The following is a 21298-nucleotide window of genomic DNA, read 5'->3' as shown; positions in this document are numbered from 1 at the left end:
AATTATTTTTTAAGCACGGTTAAAACACCTTTTTGCGTCAGTTTTATATCTTCTATCTGAACCACGTAGAAGTAAGCGCCTTTTAATACCTGGCCGTTTTTGTCTTTGCCATTCCAGCCTTTTTCGGGGTTGGTGGTTTGGAATAACCGCACGCCAGACCGGTCGAATACTTCTACCGATATTTTGTTGTAGAATTTAAGTTCCGGTATAGTCCACTCGTCGTTTACACCGTCGCCGTTAGGGGTAAAGGTGTTCACAATCTTGAGTTGTTCCGGTGCTTTGGCGTAAGCCGATTTGGTCAGCTTAAATTCTTTCTCCAGGATATTCAGATACGGATCGGTAGTTCTTACGCGCACGGTAAACTGGGTTTTACCAGATAAGCCTTTATTTGATTTCAGGAATAATTTATCTTCTTTAATCTCGAATAAATTGTTATCAGCATCGCCGGCACCGGTTACCAACGTGTACACAAATTCAGTATCGTCGGGGTCGGTGGTGTTAAAATTGCCTACAGCTTCTTCTGCGGTAATATTCGGGCTGAAAGAGTTCTTGCTGAAGGCCAGTGCGGTTGGTACTTTATTGGGCTCAACGGTTACCGAAATCTTGGCGGCTAGATTGCTCAGGTTGGTAGTTTCGGAAGCTAAGGTTAAAGTACCGGTTAGCTCATAATCACTTGCCACCAAACCATTATAGCTACCTGTAGCCCAGGTAACCGGTCTATCCTGTTTGGTATTATCAGAATATGTTACCTCAACGGTGGTTGGCAACTTGCTGTTCAGCTGGGCAAAAGTAGTGCGGATAGGTACGTTTACCTTAACCGGCGTTTTTACCGAGATAATATTCTGCCGTACAGTAACTATTTGGGTAGCAGTAGTGGTATTGCCGGCAGCGTCGGTTGCAGTCCAAGTTACGGTGGTATTACCAGTCGGGAATTCAGCCGGAGCATTGTTGGTTACACTGGTTACAGCGCAATTGTCGGCGGTAACGGGGTTGCCCAAGGTTACGTTTGAGGCGGTATTTTTATTTGCATCAACATTAACAGTTACAGTTGCCGGTGCCGCAATGCTCGGAGCGGTTTTGTCTTCTACGGTTACCGTTGCGGTGGCAGTAGAAACATTGCCATGATTATCGGTTACGGTTAAGGTTACTTCGTTGGCACCGGTGTTGCTGCAATCGAAAGTAGTTTGGGAGAGAGCCAGTGAGGCAATGCCACAAATATCAGAGCTGCCGTTGTTTACATCGGCGGCAGCAATGGTTACCTGACCAGCGGCATCTAACGCAACAGTAATGTTCTTAGCTAGCGCAACGGGAGCTATTTTGTCTTCTACGGTTACGGTTGCGGTAGCAGTAGAAACATTGCCATGATTATCGGTTACGGTTAAGGTTACTTCATTGGCACCAACATTACTGCAATCAAAAGTTGTTTTGGAAAGCTCTATAGAAGCAATGCCACAGGCATCGGAGCTGCCGTTGTTTACATCGGCGGCTGTAATGGTTGCCTGACCAGCAGCATCTAACGCAATGGTAATATTTTTAGCCAGCGCAACTGGGGCAACTTTATCTTCTACTGTTACAATAGCAGTAGCGGTAGCGCTATTACCACTGTTATCAAGCACAGTTAAGGTAACTTCATTTTCGCCGATATTATTGCAATCAAAGGTGATTTTAGACAAAGCTAGTGAATCAATGCCACAAATATCGGAACTGCCATTATTTACATCGGCGGCAGCAATGGTTACCTGACCAGCGGCATTTAACGAAACAGTAATGTTTCTAGCCAGTGCTATAGGTGCAATGGTATCCTGTACGGTTATAGTTGCGGTAGCAGTAGCAACATTGCCATGTACATCGGTTACCGTTAAAGTAACGGTGTTCTGGCCTGCATTGCTGCAATTAAACGTAGTTTGAGATAACGTTAATGTATCAATGCCACAGGCATCAGAGCTGCTATTATTAACATCGGCGGCCGTAATGGTTGCCTGACCAGTAGCATCTAACGCAATGGTTACATTTTTAGCCAGCGCAACTGGGGCAATTTTATCTTCTACTGTTACGGTTGCAGTGGCGGTGGCCACATTGCTGTAATTATCAGTTACCGTTAAGGTAACTTCATTTTCGCCAACGTTGCTGCAATCAAAAGTAGTTCTGGATAAAGTAAATGAATCAATGCCCGATGCATCAGAACTGCCGTTGTTAACATCAGCGGCGGTAATGGTAGCCTGGCCGGCGGCATTTAAAGAAACAGTAATGTTTCTGGTCCGCACTGTGGGGGCTATATTGTCTGCTATGGTTACCTTAATTTTAGCCCGTCCGGAAGTACAGCCACTAATGGTTTGCGATACCCAATATTCTTGTACGCCAAACTGGGTAGTAGTTGGGGTAGGAGCCATAGCAGAACCAGTACCGCCGGTGGCCGCTGTGTACCATAATAAATTAGTGCCGGTAGCCTGAGCCGCTAAGCTGGTAGCCTGAGCATTCTGGTTGTAGGTAACATCGGTTACCACTGGGGCTACAACATCGTTGTAAGAAACGGTTACCGCCAGGTCAGTAGATCTCGAATCACCATCGGCATCGGTTACGGTAATAGTTAAGGTAGCCGAACCGTATTGGCCGGTGGCTGGGGTAAAGGTAAGCGTACGGTTAGCACCAGCGCCACCAAAAACTACGCTGGCCGCCGGAACTAAATTTGCATTAGACGACGTAACCGTTACGGTTAAAGCATTAGCGGCAGTTTCGGTATCACCCACGGTAAAAGGAATAGCTGGGGTAGTTGTATTCTGGCAAACTGTAACCGGGCTTATATTGCTTATAGTAGGTAAAGCTTTGGTCGCGAATTGGGTTCTGTATATATCCGAGAATTGCGGAGTATTATCTTCGTTTACAAAATGAAAATCGTAGTTTGTTGCCGAATTAAGACCGGTTAAGTTAAATATTTTTTCTACGTTGGCAGCCATACTGCCCGAACCATGGGCTGCAATAACAACACTACCGTAATTGGTACCGGCTTTAATTTGAGCAGCAGTTGGGGCTTGGGCACCACGTGGGGTAACTAACCAATAACCGGTTGCGGCCACACTAGAAGTTGCTTTAAACTTAGCCTGGCTCGAAGTAATATCTGAAATGCTACCGCTTACCTGGGCTACATCTTTAATAATATCGTTTAAATCGGCTAACTCACCGGCGGCATAATACCAGGTAAATTCATCACTGGCACCTGCGGGCAAGTCGTTCATGCGTACGTAAAAACCGTAAGAATTATCACTGGTTATGTCTATTATGCTGGTTTGAGGATTCTGGTTGATTACGTTTCGGAATCCGCAGCAGCCTTGCACAACCGTGTTGGCACGCGGAGAGTTGGTATAAAAAAGTATGCCTTCATCGCCGGTAGAAACCTTAAGAGCCGAGGCTTTTGTGCTGGCATTAGTTATCTGGGTAAATTCGCCGTTAACCAAATTGCCTTTTTGTTTCCGGGGGCTATCTGAGCCGCCGACATAATCATCGCGGGTACCCATCCACAAGCGCACATTTTCGGCTAAAACAGTGCCTACGTTCTTGATTTTTACTTTAACCTCAATAAAAGCACTATTTTGTGGTAAGGTATAGGTGTTTTCTATTTCCAGTAAAGAGTTGTCAATGGCAACTCTACCTCTCGAAACAATAATGCCATAGCCTGTGTTTGCGGCGGTGCTCACATAACGAGATTTATCGATAACCTGGTCGGTGAGAATTGGATTTTCTACGATGGTTCCGTTAATGTTCCATTCGTTTACTTTAGCACCACCTACCGCAATGGCATTATCTAACGGATAAGTGCTATAAGTTAATTTGCGCCAGAGATTTTGTACACTATTATAATAAAATAGCTGCTCTAAATTACCCGAATTATTAACTGAGTTCTGTTGCCCATTGCCAGCTCGTAGTTTACCGTTATCGAGCACGGTAATGTTTTGGGCCTGTAAGGCGGTAGGCGTAAATAGTAAGCCTGCCGGTAATAGGCATAAGGCTACTAATAAAAATTTATTAAGTTTTGTACTTATTATCTTCATAAATTATCTTTTTTCTACGGTCGATTTTTTTATTTCCCAGGTGTCGCCGGCTTTTTCTAATTCCAGGTTTACCACCATAGTACCCTCCGGCGCAGCTTGCTTGTTATAGTAGTAACTGTAAGCAACCGTGGCCTTATTGGGAGTCAGGTTAAAAGTCCAGAAAAGAAAATAGGTGTTTACATTATTTTCTTTAATGCCGGCTTTAGATAAGAATGCCACTCTTTTGCCTCCTTTCGAAACATTAGTGATTTCGGGAAACGATACGCCGTGCTGCATTACATACAATTGTGCCGGCGAGCCATTGGCTTGTTTGGGGTAATAAGTTTGTAGCGCTGGCAGGTCAATACATTTCTGTAACACCGCAGTGCGGTCGTTCTGAGACTGCGCCAGCATGGGCAATGTGCAGCCAAAAACGAGTAAGGTAAATAGAATGATTTTTTTCATAAATAATCTGTTTTCTGGGTTTGGGATTAAAACCCGCTTTAAATCCCTGCTTGTACTGGTTTAAGGTTTAGGATAAAATTGATTTAAATAAGAAGTTGAGTCTTTTTAGTACTGCTTACTGCTGCTGTAATAGTCCGGGCAAAACTGGCTGGACCAAACCAGTTTTGGTGTAAAGCAGAACTGCGGCTATAAATTTTGGGCAGTCAAGAAATATATAAGCTTGGTTTTTGGATATTTTATTGGCTGTTTTATTTAGGTTATAATATTTTATGGCCTTTTATCTTAAATAAGTACTGCTGTTAAGAAATTTGGCAATGCTAATGTATAAACTCATTTTAAAGATTTGATTTTCCAAGTATTTGCTTTGTAATTGTATATATTAAAGAGTTTGTAAAGTAGCTTTTTTAAATTTATTTATTAAATATTGTATTATGTAACGATAAAGCAAGACATAGATATTACTGAGTAGCGTGTATTGGCTACTTAAATACTGCTTTGTAGATAAATTGTGGAGTGTAATTATATTGTCATAAGCCTCTTTCTTTTCTTTTCTATAATTTGGAATAAATTACGAGTGTAAATGTATTTTTAAATTTTTGTAATTCAAATAAAATGCAATTTATTTTTTTAATTTAAAACGTTTAAGGTTGATTTTAGCAATTTTGCTGCTTATTTAATTTATAAAGTTCAATTTGATTTGTTTTCTTGGGTGCGTTGGTTTAGGTTCTATAATCTGGAATTGAGTTGAATATATGTTTGTAAAATTAGGAGTTTATTAAATATTAAGAATGTTCTTTCTGATTGTGAGTATAATGCAGAGGTGCGGAATGTTGCGTTATGGTTAAATTGTAATTTATGATAGTAGGTTGTTAAGATCTAATAAAGTGGATTGTACTAAAGTATTGAATAGGGTTTTGAATATTATGCTGTATTTGTTTTTGGAATTCTTATATTTTTAATGATTGCAGATTTTTAATAGTAAAGCAAACTGGTTTATTTACAATTGTCAGTTTCTGCTTTTTAAATATTACTTTTAAAATAAGCTGCGCAAATAATCTTTTAATCCGTTTAAAAATATCCAATGAGGTAAGTGCCCTGTTTACTTGCCTCCTGATTAACCTCTATAATGGTAATATAATGTAATATAATAAGAAGTAGAGCACAGGTGCGCACAAGCCAAAAAGGAAGAAAATGATTTTTATCAGGAGAATTTATTTGGACTAATTCTAAATTGCTTCTATATTTGCCCTAAGTAAGATGTATTAAACCAAAAATATTTGCTTTGTTAACTAAGCCAACTTGTCAGTTTCTGGAAGAAGTATTTAGCACCTCCGCCGGCAGCGTTTACCAGTGCAACCGTAAAAATTGTTTTTGGCTCCAGTTTGGCGGTAGCGCCACAGCGTTTAAGATTAACGATTTTTTGCAGCTGGTAAAGCAAGTAGAGCAGGTAGATGTTTTAGAAATGGTACAAAATGCGGCGCGGGTAGCCGATGTGGTTATTATTAACCCCTACCGCTCGGAGCGTATATTTGTGCTTACTTTAACCGAGGTACTTAGCCTGCGGGAGTTGTTGCAAGGGGCCAAAGTTATGCTGGAACTAAACAGCTTAATTTACGAGTGCCTGCACGGCATGGCGGTTTAAGAACCCATCTGACCGCTTTTAATTAATTTAGACTGAATATGTATTAGTCTGATTTTAGCTTCTATCTCAACCATTTTAAAAAATATCAGTTATATTTAGTTACAGTATTTTATTTTTTTGACCTGTATTAACTAAATATACCATGAAAGATTTACTTCGTTTAAGAACCTCCTTAACAGAAGAAATAGAAACTTTATTAAATGAACAAATAAAGGTAGAAGCCCATTCTTCGGCGGTTTACCTGGCTATGTCGGCTTGGTGTAACCGCAATGGCTTCGACAACAGTGCCAAATATTTTCAGAAGCAATCCGGCGAAGAAAGAGAACACATGCTTAAATTATTTGAGTTTGTAAACGATATGGGCGGCCGGGCCATATCGCCGGAAGTAACCAATATTCCGCAGGAGTTTGAAACTTTCCGGAGCGTTTTTGAAGCAGCCCTGCAGCAAGAGATTTACGTTACCCAGCAATTTAACCGTATTGCCGACCGCTGCTTTAAAGCCAAAGACTTTATGTCATTCCAGTTTATTCAGTGGTTTTTGAAAGAACAAATTGAGGAAGAATATGTAGCCCGCCGCGCTTTAGAGTTATTTGAAGTAATTGGCGAAGAAGGTACCGGCCGTTGGGAAATTGACAAAGCCGTTACCAAAGTTAAATACGACAACGAATAATTTAAATAATAAAGTAAACGCAAAATCCATCAGGTTTCCGGACCTGATGGATTTTGCGTTTTAGGGCCGGTAATATATTGGTTAAATATTTGTTGAGCCATGCTTTCGTTCACGTCGTGCAGCCAAATATTTTGCGGTTGTATGCTCATAACCGGGGCAAATTTACAGCGGTCGGTACAATCGGTTTTTATAATTTCAACGGTATCTTTTAAACCGGCTGTTTTAGCCATACCTCTTAACAGCTTACCAATTTCTTTGCCGCCTCTTTTTTTACATTTACTTCCTGTACAAACGTATATTACTTGCTGCGGCGTTTTAAATACTTTACTCATTTTATTTTAAGTAGGGATATCGGTCTTGTACGTACGCCAGCATATAATGCTGCTGTTGGTTTTAATTTTAATACCTGGCCTCTCATTATTATCTGCAAAACTTCTTTTATAAAATCACCTGCTTAAAGCCGGCCATATTTTCTCGGCCCGAACACGTAAGGCGGGTTTGGCTAAAGGTAATTGGGCTTCCAGGCATAAACGTATTTCATTTTTAAGATCCGGTTCGGCTTGGCTCAGGTTAAATAAAATAGTTAGGGCAAAAGCTTTTATGGCCACCGGTGCATTCCCGGATAAGTAAGAAAAACAATTGTTGGCTAAAATGCCTTGCAGTTCTAAAGGAATAAATTTGTTTTGTAAAATACGCAAGGTCAGGCGTATAATGGCGGGCCGGGTTGTTGCCTCTAAATTATAGATTAAGGCAGGTAAGTGCGGTACTAATAATGCCGGGTTTTTATCGTCTATAAACGAAAGTACCCAAGCCGCCCGGTCGCCAGATTTATTATCTGATTCTAAAACAATATTTACGAGTTGGGCTAACTGCGCCGGGTTGGTACCAATAGTATCGGCTATTTCTTGGATTTTGGTTTTAGAACTTACCTGTTGCAATAACTGGGTTATGTCCATCATAAATAATTGAAAAGGGTAGAAATTTATTAAAAATTTACCGCACGTGCATTTTACATAGCTTCAAAGAAAAATAATCTACCTAAAAAGCTAAAACCGCAATACCTAAAAAATTAGTTAAATCTAATTTAGAACTTGCTAAACCGAAAAACAGTTAACTTTGAAGATTCAAATACAAAAACAATATGCCTTATAAATTTAACCTGTGTATTTTGGCGGGGTTGCTTTATTTTGTCGCCTTTACCGGCCAGGCCCAGCAAAAAAAACAAATTACCCTCGAAGATATTTACCGCGATTATACGTTCTCTGCTAAAACCGTGAGCGGTGTAAACTGGATGCAAAATAGCAGATATTATACTGCCCAGGCTACCGATGCGCAAAATAAAGTAACTGATATTATTAAATACGATGTTACCACCGGCCAAGCCGTGGCTACCGTTATCGAAGGTGAAGATTTAAAACCAGCCGGCAGCAACCAACCCATCCGGTTCGATGCCTACACCTTTAGCTCCGACGAACAAAAGGTTTTGTTTGCTACGGAGCGGGAACAAATTTACCGGCGCTCTTCTAAAGCCGATTTTTACGTGTACGACATCGGCACCAAAAAATTAAACCGCGTAAGCCAGGGCGGCAAGCAAATGTATACCAGTTTTTCGCCGGACGGTAGCAAAGTGGCTTTTGCCCGCGACAATAATTTATTTTTTGTAGATTTAGCTACCCAGCAGGAAACCCAGGTTACGCAAAATGGCCAGTACAACCAAATCATAAACGGCTTTGCCGATTGGGTGTACGAAGAAGAGTTTAGTTTTGCCCAAGCCTTTTTCTGGTCGCCGGACGGTAAAAAAATTGCCTTTTATACTTTTGATGAAAGCCGGGTACCCGAATACAACATGCAAATTTGGGGTAAACTTTATCCGCAGGATTATAAATTTAAATACCCAAAAGCCGGCGAAGCCAATTCCAACGTTACTATTTCGGTTTACGACTTAGCGGGCCAGAAAATTATCCGGATGGATACCGGCACCGAAACCGATAATTACATTCCGCGGGTACAATGGACCCAAAACCCCAATCTGCTTTCTATTCAGCGGCTAAACCGGCTGCAGAATACCCTCGAAATATTGCACGCCAATGCAACTACCGGCCAAAGCGAAGTAATATTAAAAGAAACCGACAAAGCTTATGTTGATATTACCGACGATTTAACGTACCTCGACAACGGCAAAGAATTTATTTTTTCTTCAGAGAAAGATGGCTACAACCACTTGTACCTGTACAATATGCAAGGCAAACTGGTGCGGCAGGTAACCAAAGGCAACTGGGAAGTAAGCCAGTTTATCGGCCTCGATGCTAAAAGTAAAACTCTTTATTATATGTCTACGGAGGTATCGCCGTTAGAGCGCCACTTGTATCGGATAAGCACCACTGGTAAAGACAAACAACGCCTGACCCAGGCCGCTGGCAACCATACCATAAACATGAGCCGCGATTTTAAATATTATTTAGATTATGCTGCCGCCGCCAATGTGCCTACCACCGTAAGCCTGAATCAGGCGCCATCCGGTAAAATAATTAAGGTGCTCGAAAATAATGCGGCTTTAAAAGAAAAATTAGCGCAGTACCAGATATCGCCGCAGGAGTTTTTTGATTTTAAAACCCAGGACGGAACTCCCCTGAATGGCTGGACGATTAAACCGGCCAATTTTGACCCCAACAAAAAATATCCGGTCCTGATGTTTGTTTACGGCGGCCCCGGTTCGCAACAGGTACTAAACCAATGGGCCGGCAATTACCTGTGGTTCCAGCACTTGGCCAGCAAAGGCATTCTAATAGCTTGTATCGATAACCGGGGTACCGGCGGGCGCGGAGCGGCTTTTAAAAAAGTAACTTACGCCAATTTAGGCAAATATGAGGTTGCCGACCAGATAGAAGGTGCCAAATATTTGGGTAACCTCCCGTACGTAGATAAAAACCGGATTGGTATCTTTGGGCACAGCTTTGGCGGATACATGACCTTACTGGCCTTAACCAAAGGCAATGGTATCTTTAAAGTAGGTATTTCGGCGGCCCCGGTAACCAACTGGCGTTTTTACGATACTGTTTATACCGAGCGTTACCTGAAAACGCCCCAGGAAAACGCCGCCGGTTACGATGATAATTCGCCGTTGTTTTTTGCGGATAAACTGCAGGGTGAGTTGCTACTGCTGCACGGCACCGGCGACGATAATGTCCATTTTCAGAATGCTGTAGCCATGCAAGATGCTTTGATTAAAGCCAATAAACAGTTCGAAAGTTTTTATTATCCTAATCGGGCCCACGGCATTAGCGGAGGCAATACCTTAATGCACCGTTTCACCCTCATGACCGATTTTCTGGAACGCAAGCTGGTAAATACTAAAAGCTCTAATAATCAATAATAAATATTTATTCATTTTTAAGTTAAACAAAGCCCATCTGATCCGGTGGGCTTTGTTATTTTCCGGGCACTACAAATATTTTTAAATTAATCAGGAGATCTGTTACTAAAATGCTCGTATTAACCTTGAACTTGTTTAGTGTTTTGTAAAATAGCAGGAACAGCTGCCATTGGTGGTGTTATCACCGCCAATATTTTAGCTTCTGCCGGACTACTTGCTGGTGAAAACATGCGGCAAGGGCAAATGCTAATACCATTTCCAAAACCCTAAACAGCTTCCTTACCATAATTATTTAATTCTGTAAAGTATTCAGATGCGCTTAAATTGGGTTATACTATTTATTTGTGTATGCTGGCTGGGCTGTACTGCCAGCGATAACGAAGATACCGTACCGGATAAAGATGATACCGTTAAGGTTTTAGTTTTTTACAAAACTACTGGCTTTTACCATACGTCTATTCCGGTGGGCATTGCGGCTATCCAAAAGCTGGGGCAGGAAAATAAATTTAAAGTTGATTCTACAAAAAATGCCGATTTATTCCGGGAAGAAAATTTAAGTAAATACCGGGCAGTAATATTCTTAAGCACGACCAACGATGTGCTAAACCCCACACAACAAACTGCTTTTGAAAATTATATTAAAAAGGGAGGCGGCTTTGTGGGTATTCATGCGGCTACCGATACCGAGTACGACTGGCCTTGGTACAACCAACTGGTAGGGGCATATTTCGAAAGCCATCCGGCCGTGCAACGGGCCAATATTTTGGTTAAAGATAAAACACATCCCGCTACTGCATTTTTGCCGGACACCTGGACCCGCACCGACGAGTGGTATAATTTTAAAAGCATTTCGCCGGATATTAAAATATTAGCTACCCTCGACGAAAATAGTTACAGCGGCGGCAGCCACGGCGCAAACCACCCAATTATCTGGTACCACAATTTTGATGGCGGCAGGGCTTTTTATACTGCCGGTGGCCACACGCCCGAAAGTTTTAGTGAGCCGTTGTTTTTACAGCATTTGCTGGGTGGTATCCGGTACGCTGCCGGAGAGGAATAATTACACATCCCGTTTTAAAAACACGTCTCTGAATTTAAAGCCAGAATAGCTTTTACCTGATGGTGCTGCGGCAGGTCTGATGCATTTATTCCGATAATGCTCCGTTATACCGCCGCGAGTAATTGAACTAATTAAGGTTGCCCTTGTAGGGATTTTGCATTTAATGGGCTTACCCGTTTACCCGAGAATAACTTTATTCCTTTTCCGGCAAAAAAATCTCGGCCATCATGCAGCGGGCGCTGCCGCCGCCAACATGCTCAATGGTATTGATAGGCACGGCTATTATTTGTGCATATTTTTCTAAGGTTTGTATCTGGGCCGGTGTTAAAGCATTTTGCGCTTGTTCCGACATAATAACAAAATATTGACCAGCCGGGTTACTTACTTCCAGCATATTGCCGGCGTATTGGCGTAACTGTTCTTCGGTAATTTCTATCACTTCGTGGCCGGTGCGGGTAAGGGTATCTATTACAAATTTACGGTCTTGCAGGTCATGAATGGCAGCAGCGCACAAAACAGCAAACCGGTGCCCAATACACAACATAACATTGGTGTGGTAAATTAAACTGCCTTTGTGGTCGTACGCATGAAAAACAATGGGTTGGTAGCCAAAATGCTGGCAAAATTCTTCGAGCAGATCGGGGTCGGTACGCGGCGAAAGGCAAGCGTAAACAATTTTATTTTCGTGGTCCAGAATCATGCTGCCGGTACCTTCCAGAAACTTTTCTTTTTCTTCGTGCTGGCTAAAGTCTACTACTTTTTTAACCTCAAATTTTTGCTGCAGGGTTTGAATAATATCTTCCCGTCTTTCCAGTCGCCGGTTAGGTGCTTGCAGGGGGTATAACGCTACACTGCCATTGCGGTGCAGGGTAATCCAGTTATTCGGGAAAATGGCATCGGGTTTGGCCGGGGCTGCGGTATCATCAACTACCACTACGTTAACTCCTTTTTCCCGTAGTCTTTGAACAAAATTATCAAATTCAGCCAGGGCTTTTTCTCTTATCTGGGTAGGCGTATGCTGTTGCAGTTCCCGCTGGTAGGCATTGGTAGCTGCCGTTTCGGAATTAAAGCCAAACGTTGATGGCCGTACCATTAAAATATTATTGGTAGTTTGCATTTGGTTTTGCGGTTAGCTCTAAGGTTAATTTATGTTTGGGTAAGGGCGGCTACTGTTTACAACCCGGTTTATACCTGCAAAAGTAGAGATTATCAATTATTAACCCTAGTTAAATAACAACAGATAATTACTCTTTAAAAAGAAAATGGTTCGCGGAGCAACGGCTGGCTCAGGCAACGGGAACCGCCACGAGCCCGGGATAATTCGTCGGACGATAATTCAATTAAAGTGTCTTTTATATCGGTGGGGGTTGTTTCGCCGCTTTTAAAGCGCCTTAATAATTCGCCGGCCGATACTACTTCAAAGCCGGCGGCCATACCGGCCGGTAAATCTTTGCCCTGCCGGCGATAATGATGCTGGTAAGCCGTCCGGAACTCCTGGTTGGTTACGGTATTGCGATCGTAGCCAATAACCACGCCTTCGCGCAAGGCCAGTAAATTACAGCCATCCGTCCATTGTTCGCGGTCATCGTCGGGGAAATTGCCACTGCCGCAATAAATAATAATAACGTCTTCGGGCGCAACTTTAAATTCAATGATGCTTAGCTGGCGGAGCAAATGTTCCAGGCCTTTGGGCGGTTCGGCTACCGGCGGCAAATTTTCGGCGGCCAAATCCTGGTTTAAAATAGCGTAATCTTCTTCGGTTTGTAATAAGTAATTGTGTTCGGGGTGGTAGGGTTGGTGGTATTTGTGCTTGTAAAACTGAAATATTTGCGTTTCCTGAATCATGCTATCGGACGGGTGGTGGTAAAGTTTATCGAGGTAATTTACTTGTTTAGACTCCTGCTGTTCTTTTAAGGCTTCCGAAAACTTACCGTACATGACCCACATATTACGCTTTATTTGGGTGAAAACTGTATCGATGTGCATTTGCTCGCGCCGCTGCGGAATTTTAATTATTGTAACTTGGGCTACCTGTATATCGGGTAAAGCAAATATTTTATGAATAAAGCCGTTCACGGCGCTGGCCGAGGTGCGTTCGCTGCAACCAATAAGTACGTGCCGTGGACTTATCATCATTACATCGCCGCCTTCCAGGGTTACCCGGTTTTTTTTCTGCTCGTCTTCGTTCAGCAAAAAATAAGCACTGTCTTCAATAATTTCTATCACCTTGTCCTGATTATGCGGGAAGAAGCTATAATTGGCAATAAATTTTATTAGCAGCGATTCGCGTTTGCGGGCATTTTTACACGCTTTGCTCAATAAATAATAATCCTGAATTACGGCGCCAATGTCGCGGGTAAAAACCAGGTTTGGTATAGGCGGAAAAAGAAATTTATTTACATCGGGTTGGCTTATATCCTGCGGTAATAAGCCGGTAATAAATGTTTTGGCCAACTCGTTGGGGGGGAGTTGGGTAAGTTGCTGCTCAATTTTAAAACTACAGGCTTCTATGGCACAAATAGCCGCAATAATTTTAGTGCGTACCAGGTTAGGTTGGCCATCGGGTAATTGTTCAGCCAATAAGGTGCTCAAGACTTTCTGCACATCCAGCACCTTATCGGAGTTAAAATATTGTGGATGAATGGGGTTTAAACAATCGTTGCTTTCAGGTGAATTTTTAATTGTTTCTTCTGCTTGATGAATAGCTGGTATTTTATCAGGGTCTAAAAAGTACAATAAGATTTTTATGTATTCGTCGTATTCTTTTTTCATGGAGTTCAGGTGCACAATATCGTCGTACATCCAATCCTGAAACTTAGTAGGAATAATTTTGCCGATACCAATATCCGGGCGATGAATAAGAATGCGTTTTAAAACCCCAATTTCGGAATTGACATTAATATTTTCTGGTGCAGTTTGCGGGTTCATATAAGTGGTGGTGGCTTAAATTTATCTTCTTAAAAAAACTAGCTGCTTAGCCAGTAAAGGTTTTGGCAGTAATAAATAACGGCCTAATTACCCTTTATACGAAAAAAAGAAGCTGTGTTGGCCCTACATAAAAATGCAATTGCCTAATCTTTCTGGCAATACTAACCGTATAGAAGCGGGTAAATAAACTTAAGAGGAGGATATTTTATGAACAAAAATAAAAGAGGCGTAGAAGATCATCATATTCCACCATCTGGTAATACCAAAGTAGAAAAAGATGAAAATGGAAAAATTAAGATTCATACGGAAGGGCCCACTACCCAGGCCGATGACACCAAGGTACAAGATGTAAACCGGGCCTTACCGCAAGGTGGTAACCAAGTGGGGCGGGGCACTTCACAGCATAATTCCGTTTCGGGGGGTAAATCGTTGCAGGGAAATAACGCCCGCAGCAATCCGCCCAGCGATAAAAATCACAATTAATATTTATTAGCCTGATAAGGCCAAAACAAAAGAGCCGGTATTTAAAACCGGCTCTTTTGTTTTAAAAAGGTTGTTTTAACCACAAAAAGAAATTAGCCCGGTTGGGTAGCCTTGCCTCGGGTTGTTTCTGAATTTTAAACTTCGGGAAAAAATTGCTGCCGCTGGCTGTTAACGTTACCTGCCGTAATTGTTTGTTCCTAAACAAGGTTAAATTTATTTCTGATTGGTTAGCGATTAAACTGCTTAAGTTGCCTTCAATTTTGCGGCCATTAACGGCAATTAATTCGTCCTGTATACTTAGGCCTGTATAAGCCGGCGAGTTGGGTGCGATGGCGGTTACCTGTACGTTGGTGTCGTTGGTTAAGGCGGTTTTAAATCCCCAGGTATTCTCGGTGCTATTGGCATTTTGTTCGGTAAGCAAGGTGCAGCCAACAAAATCCAGGGCTTTATTTAAATAAGGCTGGAGCGGAGCAGTACCGTAAATAAGCGCGTTAAAATATTCTTCGAAACTAGCTTTGCCTACTTCTTGCACAATATGGCGGTAATCTTCTTCGGTGTAGCCGATTCCTTTTTGGCCAAAATTGGTGTACAGGCGCTGCATTACGGTATCCAGGCTATGAATGTGGTTGGTGTTCCGGCGAATTTCCAAATCCAGAATAAGGGCCAGCAAAGCGCCTTTGTGGTAAATAGATACTTTGCGGTCGGGCACACCCGGTTTATACCCATCCAGCCATAAATCAAACGAAGAATCAGCTACCGAATAATTTTCGTGACCGTAATCGCTAAAGTGTTTGCTTAATACGCCGTTCAGTTCATCAAAATATTCCTCAGCGGTAAATACACCCGACCTAGCCAACATATAATCGCCGTAATAAGTGGTAAGTCCTTCGGCTACAAATCCCGTACGGAAATAGTTTTCCTGGGTGTAATCGTAGGGCATCATTTCGGCGGGCCGTATTTTTTTAATGTTCCAGGTATGGAACAGCTCGTGCGAGCTAACGCCAATAAATTCTTTGTACAGGTTTTTGCTCATGAGCAACTCCGCGGGGCCCAAAGTTATAACCGTAGAATTGCCGTGTTCTACTCCGTGGTAATGCTTATACGGCACCAACTGGTTCAGGAAATGATAATCGCTTACCGGAAAATCACCGAATAAATTTATTTGCTCCTGGGTAAAAGCGGTAAAATGCTGCACAATACGCGGCCAATCGGGCTGACAATTGCCTTGTAGCCAAATGTAGAAGGGCGTGCCGTTTACCTCGTAACTAGCTAATTTTAAGGTGGGGCTGGCAATAAACGGCGAATCTACCAGTTGCTCGTAGTTGGGCGCCGTAATAGTATTGTTGTTTTTTACCGGTAATCCGCAGGCAATTTGCCAGTTGTCCGGAATATTTAATTTAAGTTCGCAGGGTTCCTGTTCCCGGCCAACTACTGCCAAAATCAGGTTAACCGGGTTTACGTAAAGTTGAGTTTCGTCGGTCCAGGAGCCGCCGGCATCCATTTGGCGGGCATAAAAATTGTAAATAACTTTAATCTCACCGGCGGAGGGTATTTTAATTTCCCAGCGATCTTTGGTTAATTTCCGGAACGGTACCGGGTTGTTTTGGGCATCTAATATTCTAAACTGTTGTATTTTCTGGGCGAAATTCTGGAGTTCGTACCGGCCGGGGCGCCAGGCAGCTAGTTGCAGTTGTAACGGTTGGTTAGGTTCCGGTACAGTTATATGGGTTTTAACCTGTAAGTAAGCGTCTAAAGGGTTAAGAACTGAAATTTCGTATAAAATCATGGGCAATTAGGGCAGATACAAAAACTAAAGTTACGCTATTCTGAATATTAAGGCTAAGTTATGCAGATTATTTAGGAATAAACTGTAAAGTGTTTTTGATTTTTAAGAAAACATTTCTAATTTTGCAGGCCATATTAAAACCTTAGGTGTAAGATGAAAAGAACATTCCAACCGTCTCAGAGAAAAAGAAGAAATAAGCATGGTTTCCGCTCCAGAATGGAAACCGCGAACGGCAGAAGAGTATTAGCCAGCAGAAGAGCCAAAGGCCGCAAAAAACTGACTGTTTCTGACGAAAGAAGACATAAGGCTTAATCTTTTAAGGTGCTTTTGCTAGCAGCAGAGCATACTAATGGAATGAGCGCTGCACCTAACCGACCTGAAGAAGATAAAATTTCCTATAGTTTTTCCCGGGAAGAACGCTTACGAAGTAAGAAGCTAATAGCTGAACTCTTCGCTAAGGGTTCTTCTTTTAATTTATATCCCCTGCGGTTTGTGTTTATCCGGCACCCGCAACCCGAGGCCACTGCGCCCCAAATATTGGTATCGGTCTCGAAAAAACACTTTAAAAAAGCCGTAGATCGTAACCGCCTTAAACGCCAAATGCGCGAAGCTTATCGGCAAAGCCGGCACAAGTTACAAGTAGAAGGAGCTTACCCGATAAAATTATTAGGAATTATTTACATCGGGAAAGAAAAAAGTGCTTTTGATTTAATTCTGAAAAAACTAAATTTAGGTTTAGAACGTTCTGTAACCGAATAGATTCTATTTCTTTTAAATCTCAGAATTATGATGAAGAAATACCTCGCCGGCGCTGTGGCAGCCATTTTTCTTTTGCTTTTAGTTTCTTTTAAAAGCGATAGTGGCCGCTTTTTTGAGATTGCCAAAAACCTTGATATTTTCGCTACCCTTTATAAAGAAGTTAATACTTACTACGTAGATGATGTAGCTCCTACGAAGCTCATGAAAACGGGCATCGATGCCATGCTTAAATCTTTGGACCCCTACACTAATTATATTGCTGAGGATGATATTGAAGATTTCCGGACCATGACTACCGGGCAGTACGGCGGTATTGGGGCCAATATTGGTAAGCGCGAAGGAAAAACCATTGTGCAGTTACCTTACGAAGGCTATCCCGCCCAAAAAGCCGGTTTGCTGGCCGGCGACGAAATTATTAAAATAGACGGCGTAAATATTGATAAAAAAAGTGCTACCGAAGTAAATAAATTACTGCGGGGCCAAGCTAACACGCCCATTAAATTGGAAGTTAAGCGCTACGGCTCAGATAAACCGCTTACCATTGATATTGTGCGGGATAAAATCCAGATCGACAATGTGCCTTACTACGGCATGGTTACCAACGATATTGGGTATTTCCAGTTAGCTGGTTTTACCATTGATGCTGGCCGGGAAGTACGCACCGCCGTAATGAAATTAAGAGAAATGGGCGCCAAAAAAATAATATTTGACTTACGCGATAACCCAGGTGGTTTACTAAACGAAGCCGTTAATATTTCTAATTTATTTGTGCCCAAAGGTAAAGATATTGTAAGCACCAAAGGTAAACTGCCCGAACGCAACCGCATGTACAAAGCCATCGACGAGCCCATCGATACCGAAGTTCCTTTGGTTGTATTAACCAGCAGCACCAGCGCTTCGGCTTCCGAAATTGTATCGGGTGTTATGCAGGATTATGACCGTGCAGTATTGGTTGGTTCCCGTACTTACGGCAAAGGTTTGGTGCAGGAAACCCGCCCCTTATCTTATAACTCGCAGTTAAAAGTTACTACCGCTAAATATTATATTCCCAGCGGCCGCTGTATACAAGCTATCGATTATGCTCACCGCAACGATGATGGCAGCGTTGGCAAAATATCGGACTCTTTGCGGGTAGCCTTTAAAACGGCTACTGGCCGGGTGGTTTACGATGGCGGCGGTATTAGTCCTGACATAGAGGTTAAAGAAAAACAATATTCAGATATTACAAAGACCCTCTCCAACAAAGGTTATTTCTTTGATTATGCCACCAAGTTCCGGGCCGAAAACCCGAGTATTAGCAAACCCAAAGATTTCCATTTATCTGATGCCGAATACCAGAAATTTGTTTCTTTCCTGAGTAATAAAGATATTTCTTATTTTACGAGTGTAGAGCAAGCTGTAGAAGACTTAATTAAGAAAGCCAAAGACGATAAGCACTTCGATGATATTAAAAACGACATTGAAGTGATGAAGAAGCGCATTTATACAAACAAAGCCAATGACCTGGCGCGGTTTAAAGATGAAATACGTGAAATGCTGGAGCAGGAAATTATTTCGCGCTATTATTTCCAGAAAGGCATGATTGAAGCCACCTTCGACGACGATGAGGATATTCTTACCGCCATTAGCATTTTAAATGCGCCCGATAAATATTATGCTTATTTAAAACCAGCCGGTATAAAAAAAGCGAGCCGTTAATAATAAAAAAGACCAGCTAAACTGGTCTTTTTTTATCTCCGGTTGTTCCTGTGTATCTTTGCATCGGTTTAAATAATTTATCAGAATGGCCTATTTACTGGCACTCGAAACTTCTTCTTCCCTTTGTTCAGTTGCCCTGTATAACCAGGAACAAATATTAGGCGTTTCGGAGCTGCAGATCGAAAAATCCCACTCATCTCACATAACTATCTTAATTCAGCAGTTGCTGCAAAATTGCCGCATTACTCTGGCCGATTTAGCTGCAGTAGCCATATCAGGTGGTCCGGGTTCTTATACCGGTTTACGTATTGGCAGTGCTACCGCCAAAGGGATGTGCTATGCTTTGGATATACCATTAATAGAAGTGTCTACGCTGGAAGCTCTGGCCTTTGAAGCCATAAGCAAAACGCCCCGGCCGCATGAATATTTATTTTGCCCCATGATAGATGCCCGCCGAATGGAAGTTTATGCTTATCTGACGAATAGCAACCTGGAAGCCATTTTACCGGTAGCGCCCGTAATTTTGCAACCAGATAGCTTTCAGGAATATGTAGCGCAAAATAAAATAATATTTGTAGGCAATGGAAGTGTTAAATATGCGCAGTTAATTAATGGAAGTGACAATGCTTTATTTTTACCAGAGTTGAAACCAACGGCCAGCACTGTTGGAAAATTAGCTTTACCAAAACTTGAGAAAAAAGAATTTCAAAATTTAGCTTATTATGAACCGTTTTATTTAAAAGAGGTTTATATAACAAGTAGTACCAAATAATCACTGAATTATTTATGGAAGAATTAATAAACAAAGTAGCCCAAAGTGCTTTGGTTACTTTAAACCTGGAAGAATTAATGCATCCGGGCGAGCGGGTTGTTTATGATATAAAAGATAACCTGTTTATGGGACTGATATTAAAAGAAAAAGATTTTCGGGCTTTTATAAAGGAAAATGATTGGTCGGTTTATACGGGCAAAAATGTAGCTATTATAAATTCTGCCGATGCTATTGTGCCAACCTGGGCTTACATGCTGCTCGCTACTAAATTGCAGGCCTATGTGCACCGGTATGTATTTGGCAATTTAGAAGCTCTTGAACAAGCACTATTTCAGGAAGCTATTGCCAAAATAAATCCTTCAGATTACCAGGATGCGAAAGTGGTAATAAAAGGTTGCGGTAATATTCCGGTACCAACTTTTGCTTATGTAGAAATTATGCGTTTATTGCTGCCAGTAGTTAGTAGCATTATGTACGGAGAGCCGTGCAGCACGGTGCCGCTATATAAAAGGCCAAAAAATTAAATAATCATCAAAAAAAAGGGGCTCTAATGGGGCTCTTTTCTTTTGATAATGGATAATCGATTTCCTTAAAGAGGGCCATGAAAAAATAATTTTGTTGATATAGAGGTGGTTAGTACAAGAGGAGAGGATATTTAGTTTGTAGTAGTAGGAAAAAGGAAAAAGGTTAGTACTTTTGCACTCCCAAATGACGGGGCTGTTCTGGACGAGAGCAGAGGGCAGGCGAGAGTAGAAAATAAAGTTACTTTAAAGTTTGCTGGTTTTTAAAAAAGCTTTTACTTTTGTCGTCTGCTTCGTTAAAAAAAAGCCGGACAGCGGTTAAAAAAAAGCAGAAAAAAGTTGCACAGTTAAAAAGGAATAACGACCTTTGTGCCTCGAAAAAAAAGAAACGATTAGCAACAGGCTAACGGTTGAAAATAGCAGAAGTTTAAAGTGGTATAGAATTATAAACCTGGTATTTGGTTTTGAAATTTAGCCCGCTACTTTAAAAAAAACTTTTGAAAATATTTGGGAATATTAAAAAGGTTTATTACTTTTGCACTCCCAAAACGACAGAAGGGAAAAAGAGTAGAGAAGGGGAGGGAGAGAGTGAGATACTACAACGGCAGGTTGTAGCGCTTAAACTGGGAAAGCCGGTTTAAAAAGTTCTTTGAATAAGTGAGAATAAGAATAGCAAACCGCATAAGTGCTATATCTAACCTGCGGGTTAGAGGGTCTTATGTTAAAAAAAAGAGCGTTGCGGTCAGACTACACACATTTGGGTTAACACCCGAAAATCTATTATTATACAATGGAGAGTTTGATCCTGGCTCAGGATGAACGCTAGCGGCAGGCCTAATACATGCAAGTCGAACGGGCTGGAGTAGCAATACTCTAGTTAGTGGCGCACGGGTGCGTAACGCGTATGCAACCTACCTTTTATTGGGGGATAGCCCGGAGAAATCCGGATTAATACCGCATAACACTATTTGAGGGCATCTGAGGATAGTTAAAGCTGAGGCGATAAAAGATGGGCATGCGTGACATTAGCTAGTTGGTTGAGGTAACGGCTCACCAAGGCGACGATGTCTAGGGGTTCTGAGAGGATGATCCCCCACACTGGTACTGAGATACGGA

The 21298-nt window shown here is 41.8% G+C and carries 17 protein-coding genes and 1 rRNA gene; 11 read left to right on the top strand and 7 right to left on the bottom strand.

The window, feature by feature from the left end; genetic code table 11:
- Positions 1–2: 2 nt before the first annotated feature.
- Positions 3–4046, bottom strand: coding sequence for a T9SS type B sorting domain-containing protein (locus ACO1R6_RS22135; RefSeq protein WP_486267405.1), 4044 nt, complete (start codon positions 4044–4046; stop codon positions 3–5).
- 3 nt (positions 4047–4049) lie between these two features.
- A complete protein-coding gene (locus ACO1R6_RS22130; protein ID WP_486267403.1) occupies positions 4050–4490 on the bottom strand; it encodes a hypothetical protein in 441 nt (146 codons plus the stop codon).
- Between the two features lie 1282 nt (positions 4491–5772).
- On the opposite strand from ACO1R6_RS22130, the gene ACO1R6_RS22125 reads away from it, so the two are divergent.
- Positions 5773–6132: a hypothetical protein gene (locus ACO1R6_RS22125; RefSeq protein WP_486267401.1), complete on the top strand. Its 360-nt coding sequence runs from the start codon at positions 5773–5775 to the stop codon at positions 6130–6132.
- A 142-nt stretch (positions 6133–6274) separates the two neighbouring features.
- Positions 6275–6802 carry a ferritin gene (locus tag ACO1R6_RS22120; RefSeq protein ID WP_486267399.1) on the top strand — a complete coding sequence of 176 codons (528 nt, stop codon included), beginning with the start codon at positions 6275–6277 and terminating at the stop codon, positions 6800–6802.
- A gap of 29 nt (positions 6803–6831) precedes the next feature.
- On the opposite strand, the gene ACO1R6_RS22115 is transcribed toward ACO1R6_RS22120, so the two are convergent.
- Positions 6832–7134 carry a (2Fe-2S) ferredoxin domain-containing protein gene (locus ACO1R6_RS22115; protein WP_486267397.1) on the bottom strand — a complete coding sequence of 101 codons (303 nt, stop codon included), beginning with the start codon at positions 7132–7134 and terminating at the stop codon, positions 6832–6834.
- A gap of 114 nt (positions 7135–7248) precedes the next feature.
- Entirely contained in the window at positions 7249–7761 is a 513-nt protein-coding gene (locus ACO1R6_RS22110) for a hypothetical protein (RefSeq protein WP_486267395.1), read from the bottom strand.
- A 182-nt stretch (positions 7762–7943) separates the two neighbouring features.
- Between ACO1R6_RS22110 and ACO1R6_RS22105 the strand changes: the two genes are divergently transcribed.
- Together ACO1R6_RS22105 and ACO1R6_RS22100 are read left to right on the top strand one after the other, a co-directional pair.
- Positions 7944–10175 (top strand): S9 family peptidase, encoded by a 2232-nt coding sequence (locus tag ACO1R6_RS22105; protein ID WP_486267393.1) that lies wholly within the window; start codon positions 7944–7946, stop codon positions 10173–10175.
- A 313-nt stretch (positions 10176–10488) separates the two neighbouring features.
- Positions 10489–11235: a ThuA domain-containing protein gene (locus ACO1R6_RS22100; RefSeq protein WP_486267391.1), complete on the top strand. Its 747-nt coding sequence runs from the start codon at positions 10489–10491 to the stop codon at positions 11233–11235.
- Positions 11236–11428: 193 nt separating this feature from the next.
- On the opposite strand, the gene ctlX is transcribed toward ACO1R6_RS22100, so the two are convergent.
- Together ctlX and ACO1R6_RS22090 are read right to left on the bottom strand one after the other, a co-directional pair.
- Positions 11429–12352 (bottom strand): citrulline utilization hydrolase CtlX, encoded by a 924-nt coding sequence (gene ctlX / locus ACO1R6_RS22095; protein WP_486267389.1) that lies wholly within the window; start codon positions 12350–12352, stop codon positions 11429–11431.
- Positions 12353–12486: 134 nt separating this feature from the next.
- Positions 12487–14163, bottom strand: coding sequence for an arginine deiminase family protein (locus tag ACO1R6_RS22090; protein ID WP_486267387.1), 1677 nt, complete (start codon positions 14161–14163; stop codon positions 12487–12489).
- Positions 14164–14370: 207 nt separating this feature from the next.
- Here ACO1R6_RS22090 and ACO1R6_RS22085 point away from each other — a divergent pair, with 207 nt between their 5' ends.
- Complete coding sequence (locus ACO1R6_RS22085; RefSeq protein ID WP_486267385.1) at positions 14371–14646, top strand: hypothetical protein; 276 nt, start codon at positions 14371–14373, stop codon at positions 14644–14646.
- Positions 14647–14707: 61 nt separating this feature from the next.
- Here the strand turns inward: ACO1R6_RS22085 and ACO1R6_RS22080 are convergent, their stop codons facing one another.
- Positions 14708–16432, bottom strand: a complete 1725-nt coding sequence (locus ACO1R6_RS22080; protein ID WP_486267384.1) for a M61 family metallopeptidase — start codon at positions 16430–16432, stop codon at positions 14708–14710.
- A gap of 153 nt (positions 16433–16585) precedes the next feature.
- Here ACO1R6_RS22080 and rpmH point away from each other — a divergent pair, with 153 nt between their 5' ends.
- The 6 genes from rpmH to ACO1R6_RS22050 all read left to right on the top strand — a co-directional run.
- Complete coding sequence (gene rpmH / locus ACO1R6_RS22075) at positions 16586–16744, top strand: 50S ribosomal protein L34 (protein WP_007659000.1); 159 nt, start codon at positions 16586–16588, stop codon at positions 16742–16744.
- Positions 16745–16786: 42 nt separating this feature from the next.
- Positions 16787–17191 carry a ribonuclease P protein component gene (rnpA, locus tag ACO1R6_RS22070; RefSeq protein ID WP_486267381.1) on the top strand — a complete coding sequence of 135 codons (405 nt, stop codon included), beginning with the start codon at positions 16787–16789 and terminating at the stop codon, positions 17189–17191.
- Between the two features lie 27 nt (positions 17192–17218).
- Positions 17219–18889: a S41 family peptidase gene (locus tag ACO1R6_RS22065; RefSeq protein ID WP_486267379.1), complete on the top strand. Its 1671-nt coding sequence runs from the start codon at positions 17219–17221 to the stop codon at positions 18887–18889.
- Between the two features lie 85 nt (positions 18890–18974).
- Positions 18975–19661: a tRNA (adenosine(37)-N6)-threonylcarbamoyltransferase complex dimerization subunit type 1 TsaB gene (gene tsaB / locus ACO1R6_RS22060; RefSeq protein ID WP_486267377.1), complete on the top strand. Its 687-nt coding sequence runs from the start codon at positions 18975–18977 to the stop codon at positions 19659–19661.
- 14 nt (positions 19662–19675) lie between these two features.
- Positions 19676–20185 carry a DUF2480 family protein gene (locus ACO1R6_RS22055; RefSeq protein WP_486267375.1) on the top strand — a complete coding sequence of 170 codons (510 nt, stop codon included), beginning with the start codon at positions 19676–19678 and terminating at the stop codon, positions 20183–20185.
- Positions 20186–20969: 784 nt separating this feature from the next.
- Positions 20970–21298 (top strand): 16S ribosomal RNA (locus ACO1R6_RS22050); the annotation flags it as partial.

It is taken from the genome of Adhaeribacter sp. (assembly GCF_057359045.1).
Note: the sequence above shows the minus strand (reverse complement) of the source record. Positions and strands in the feature narration are given on the sequence as shown.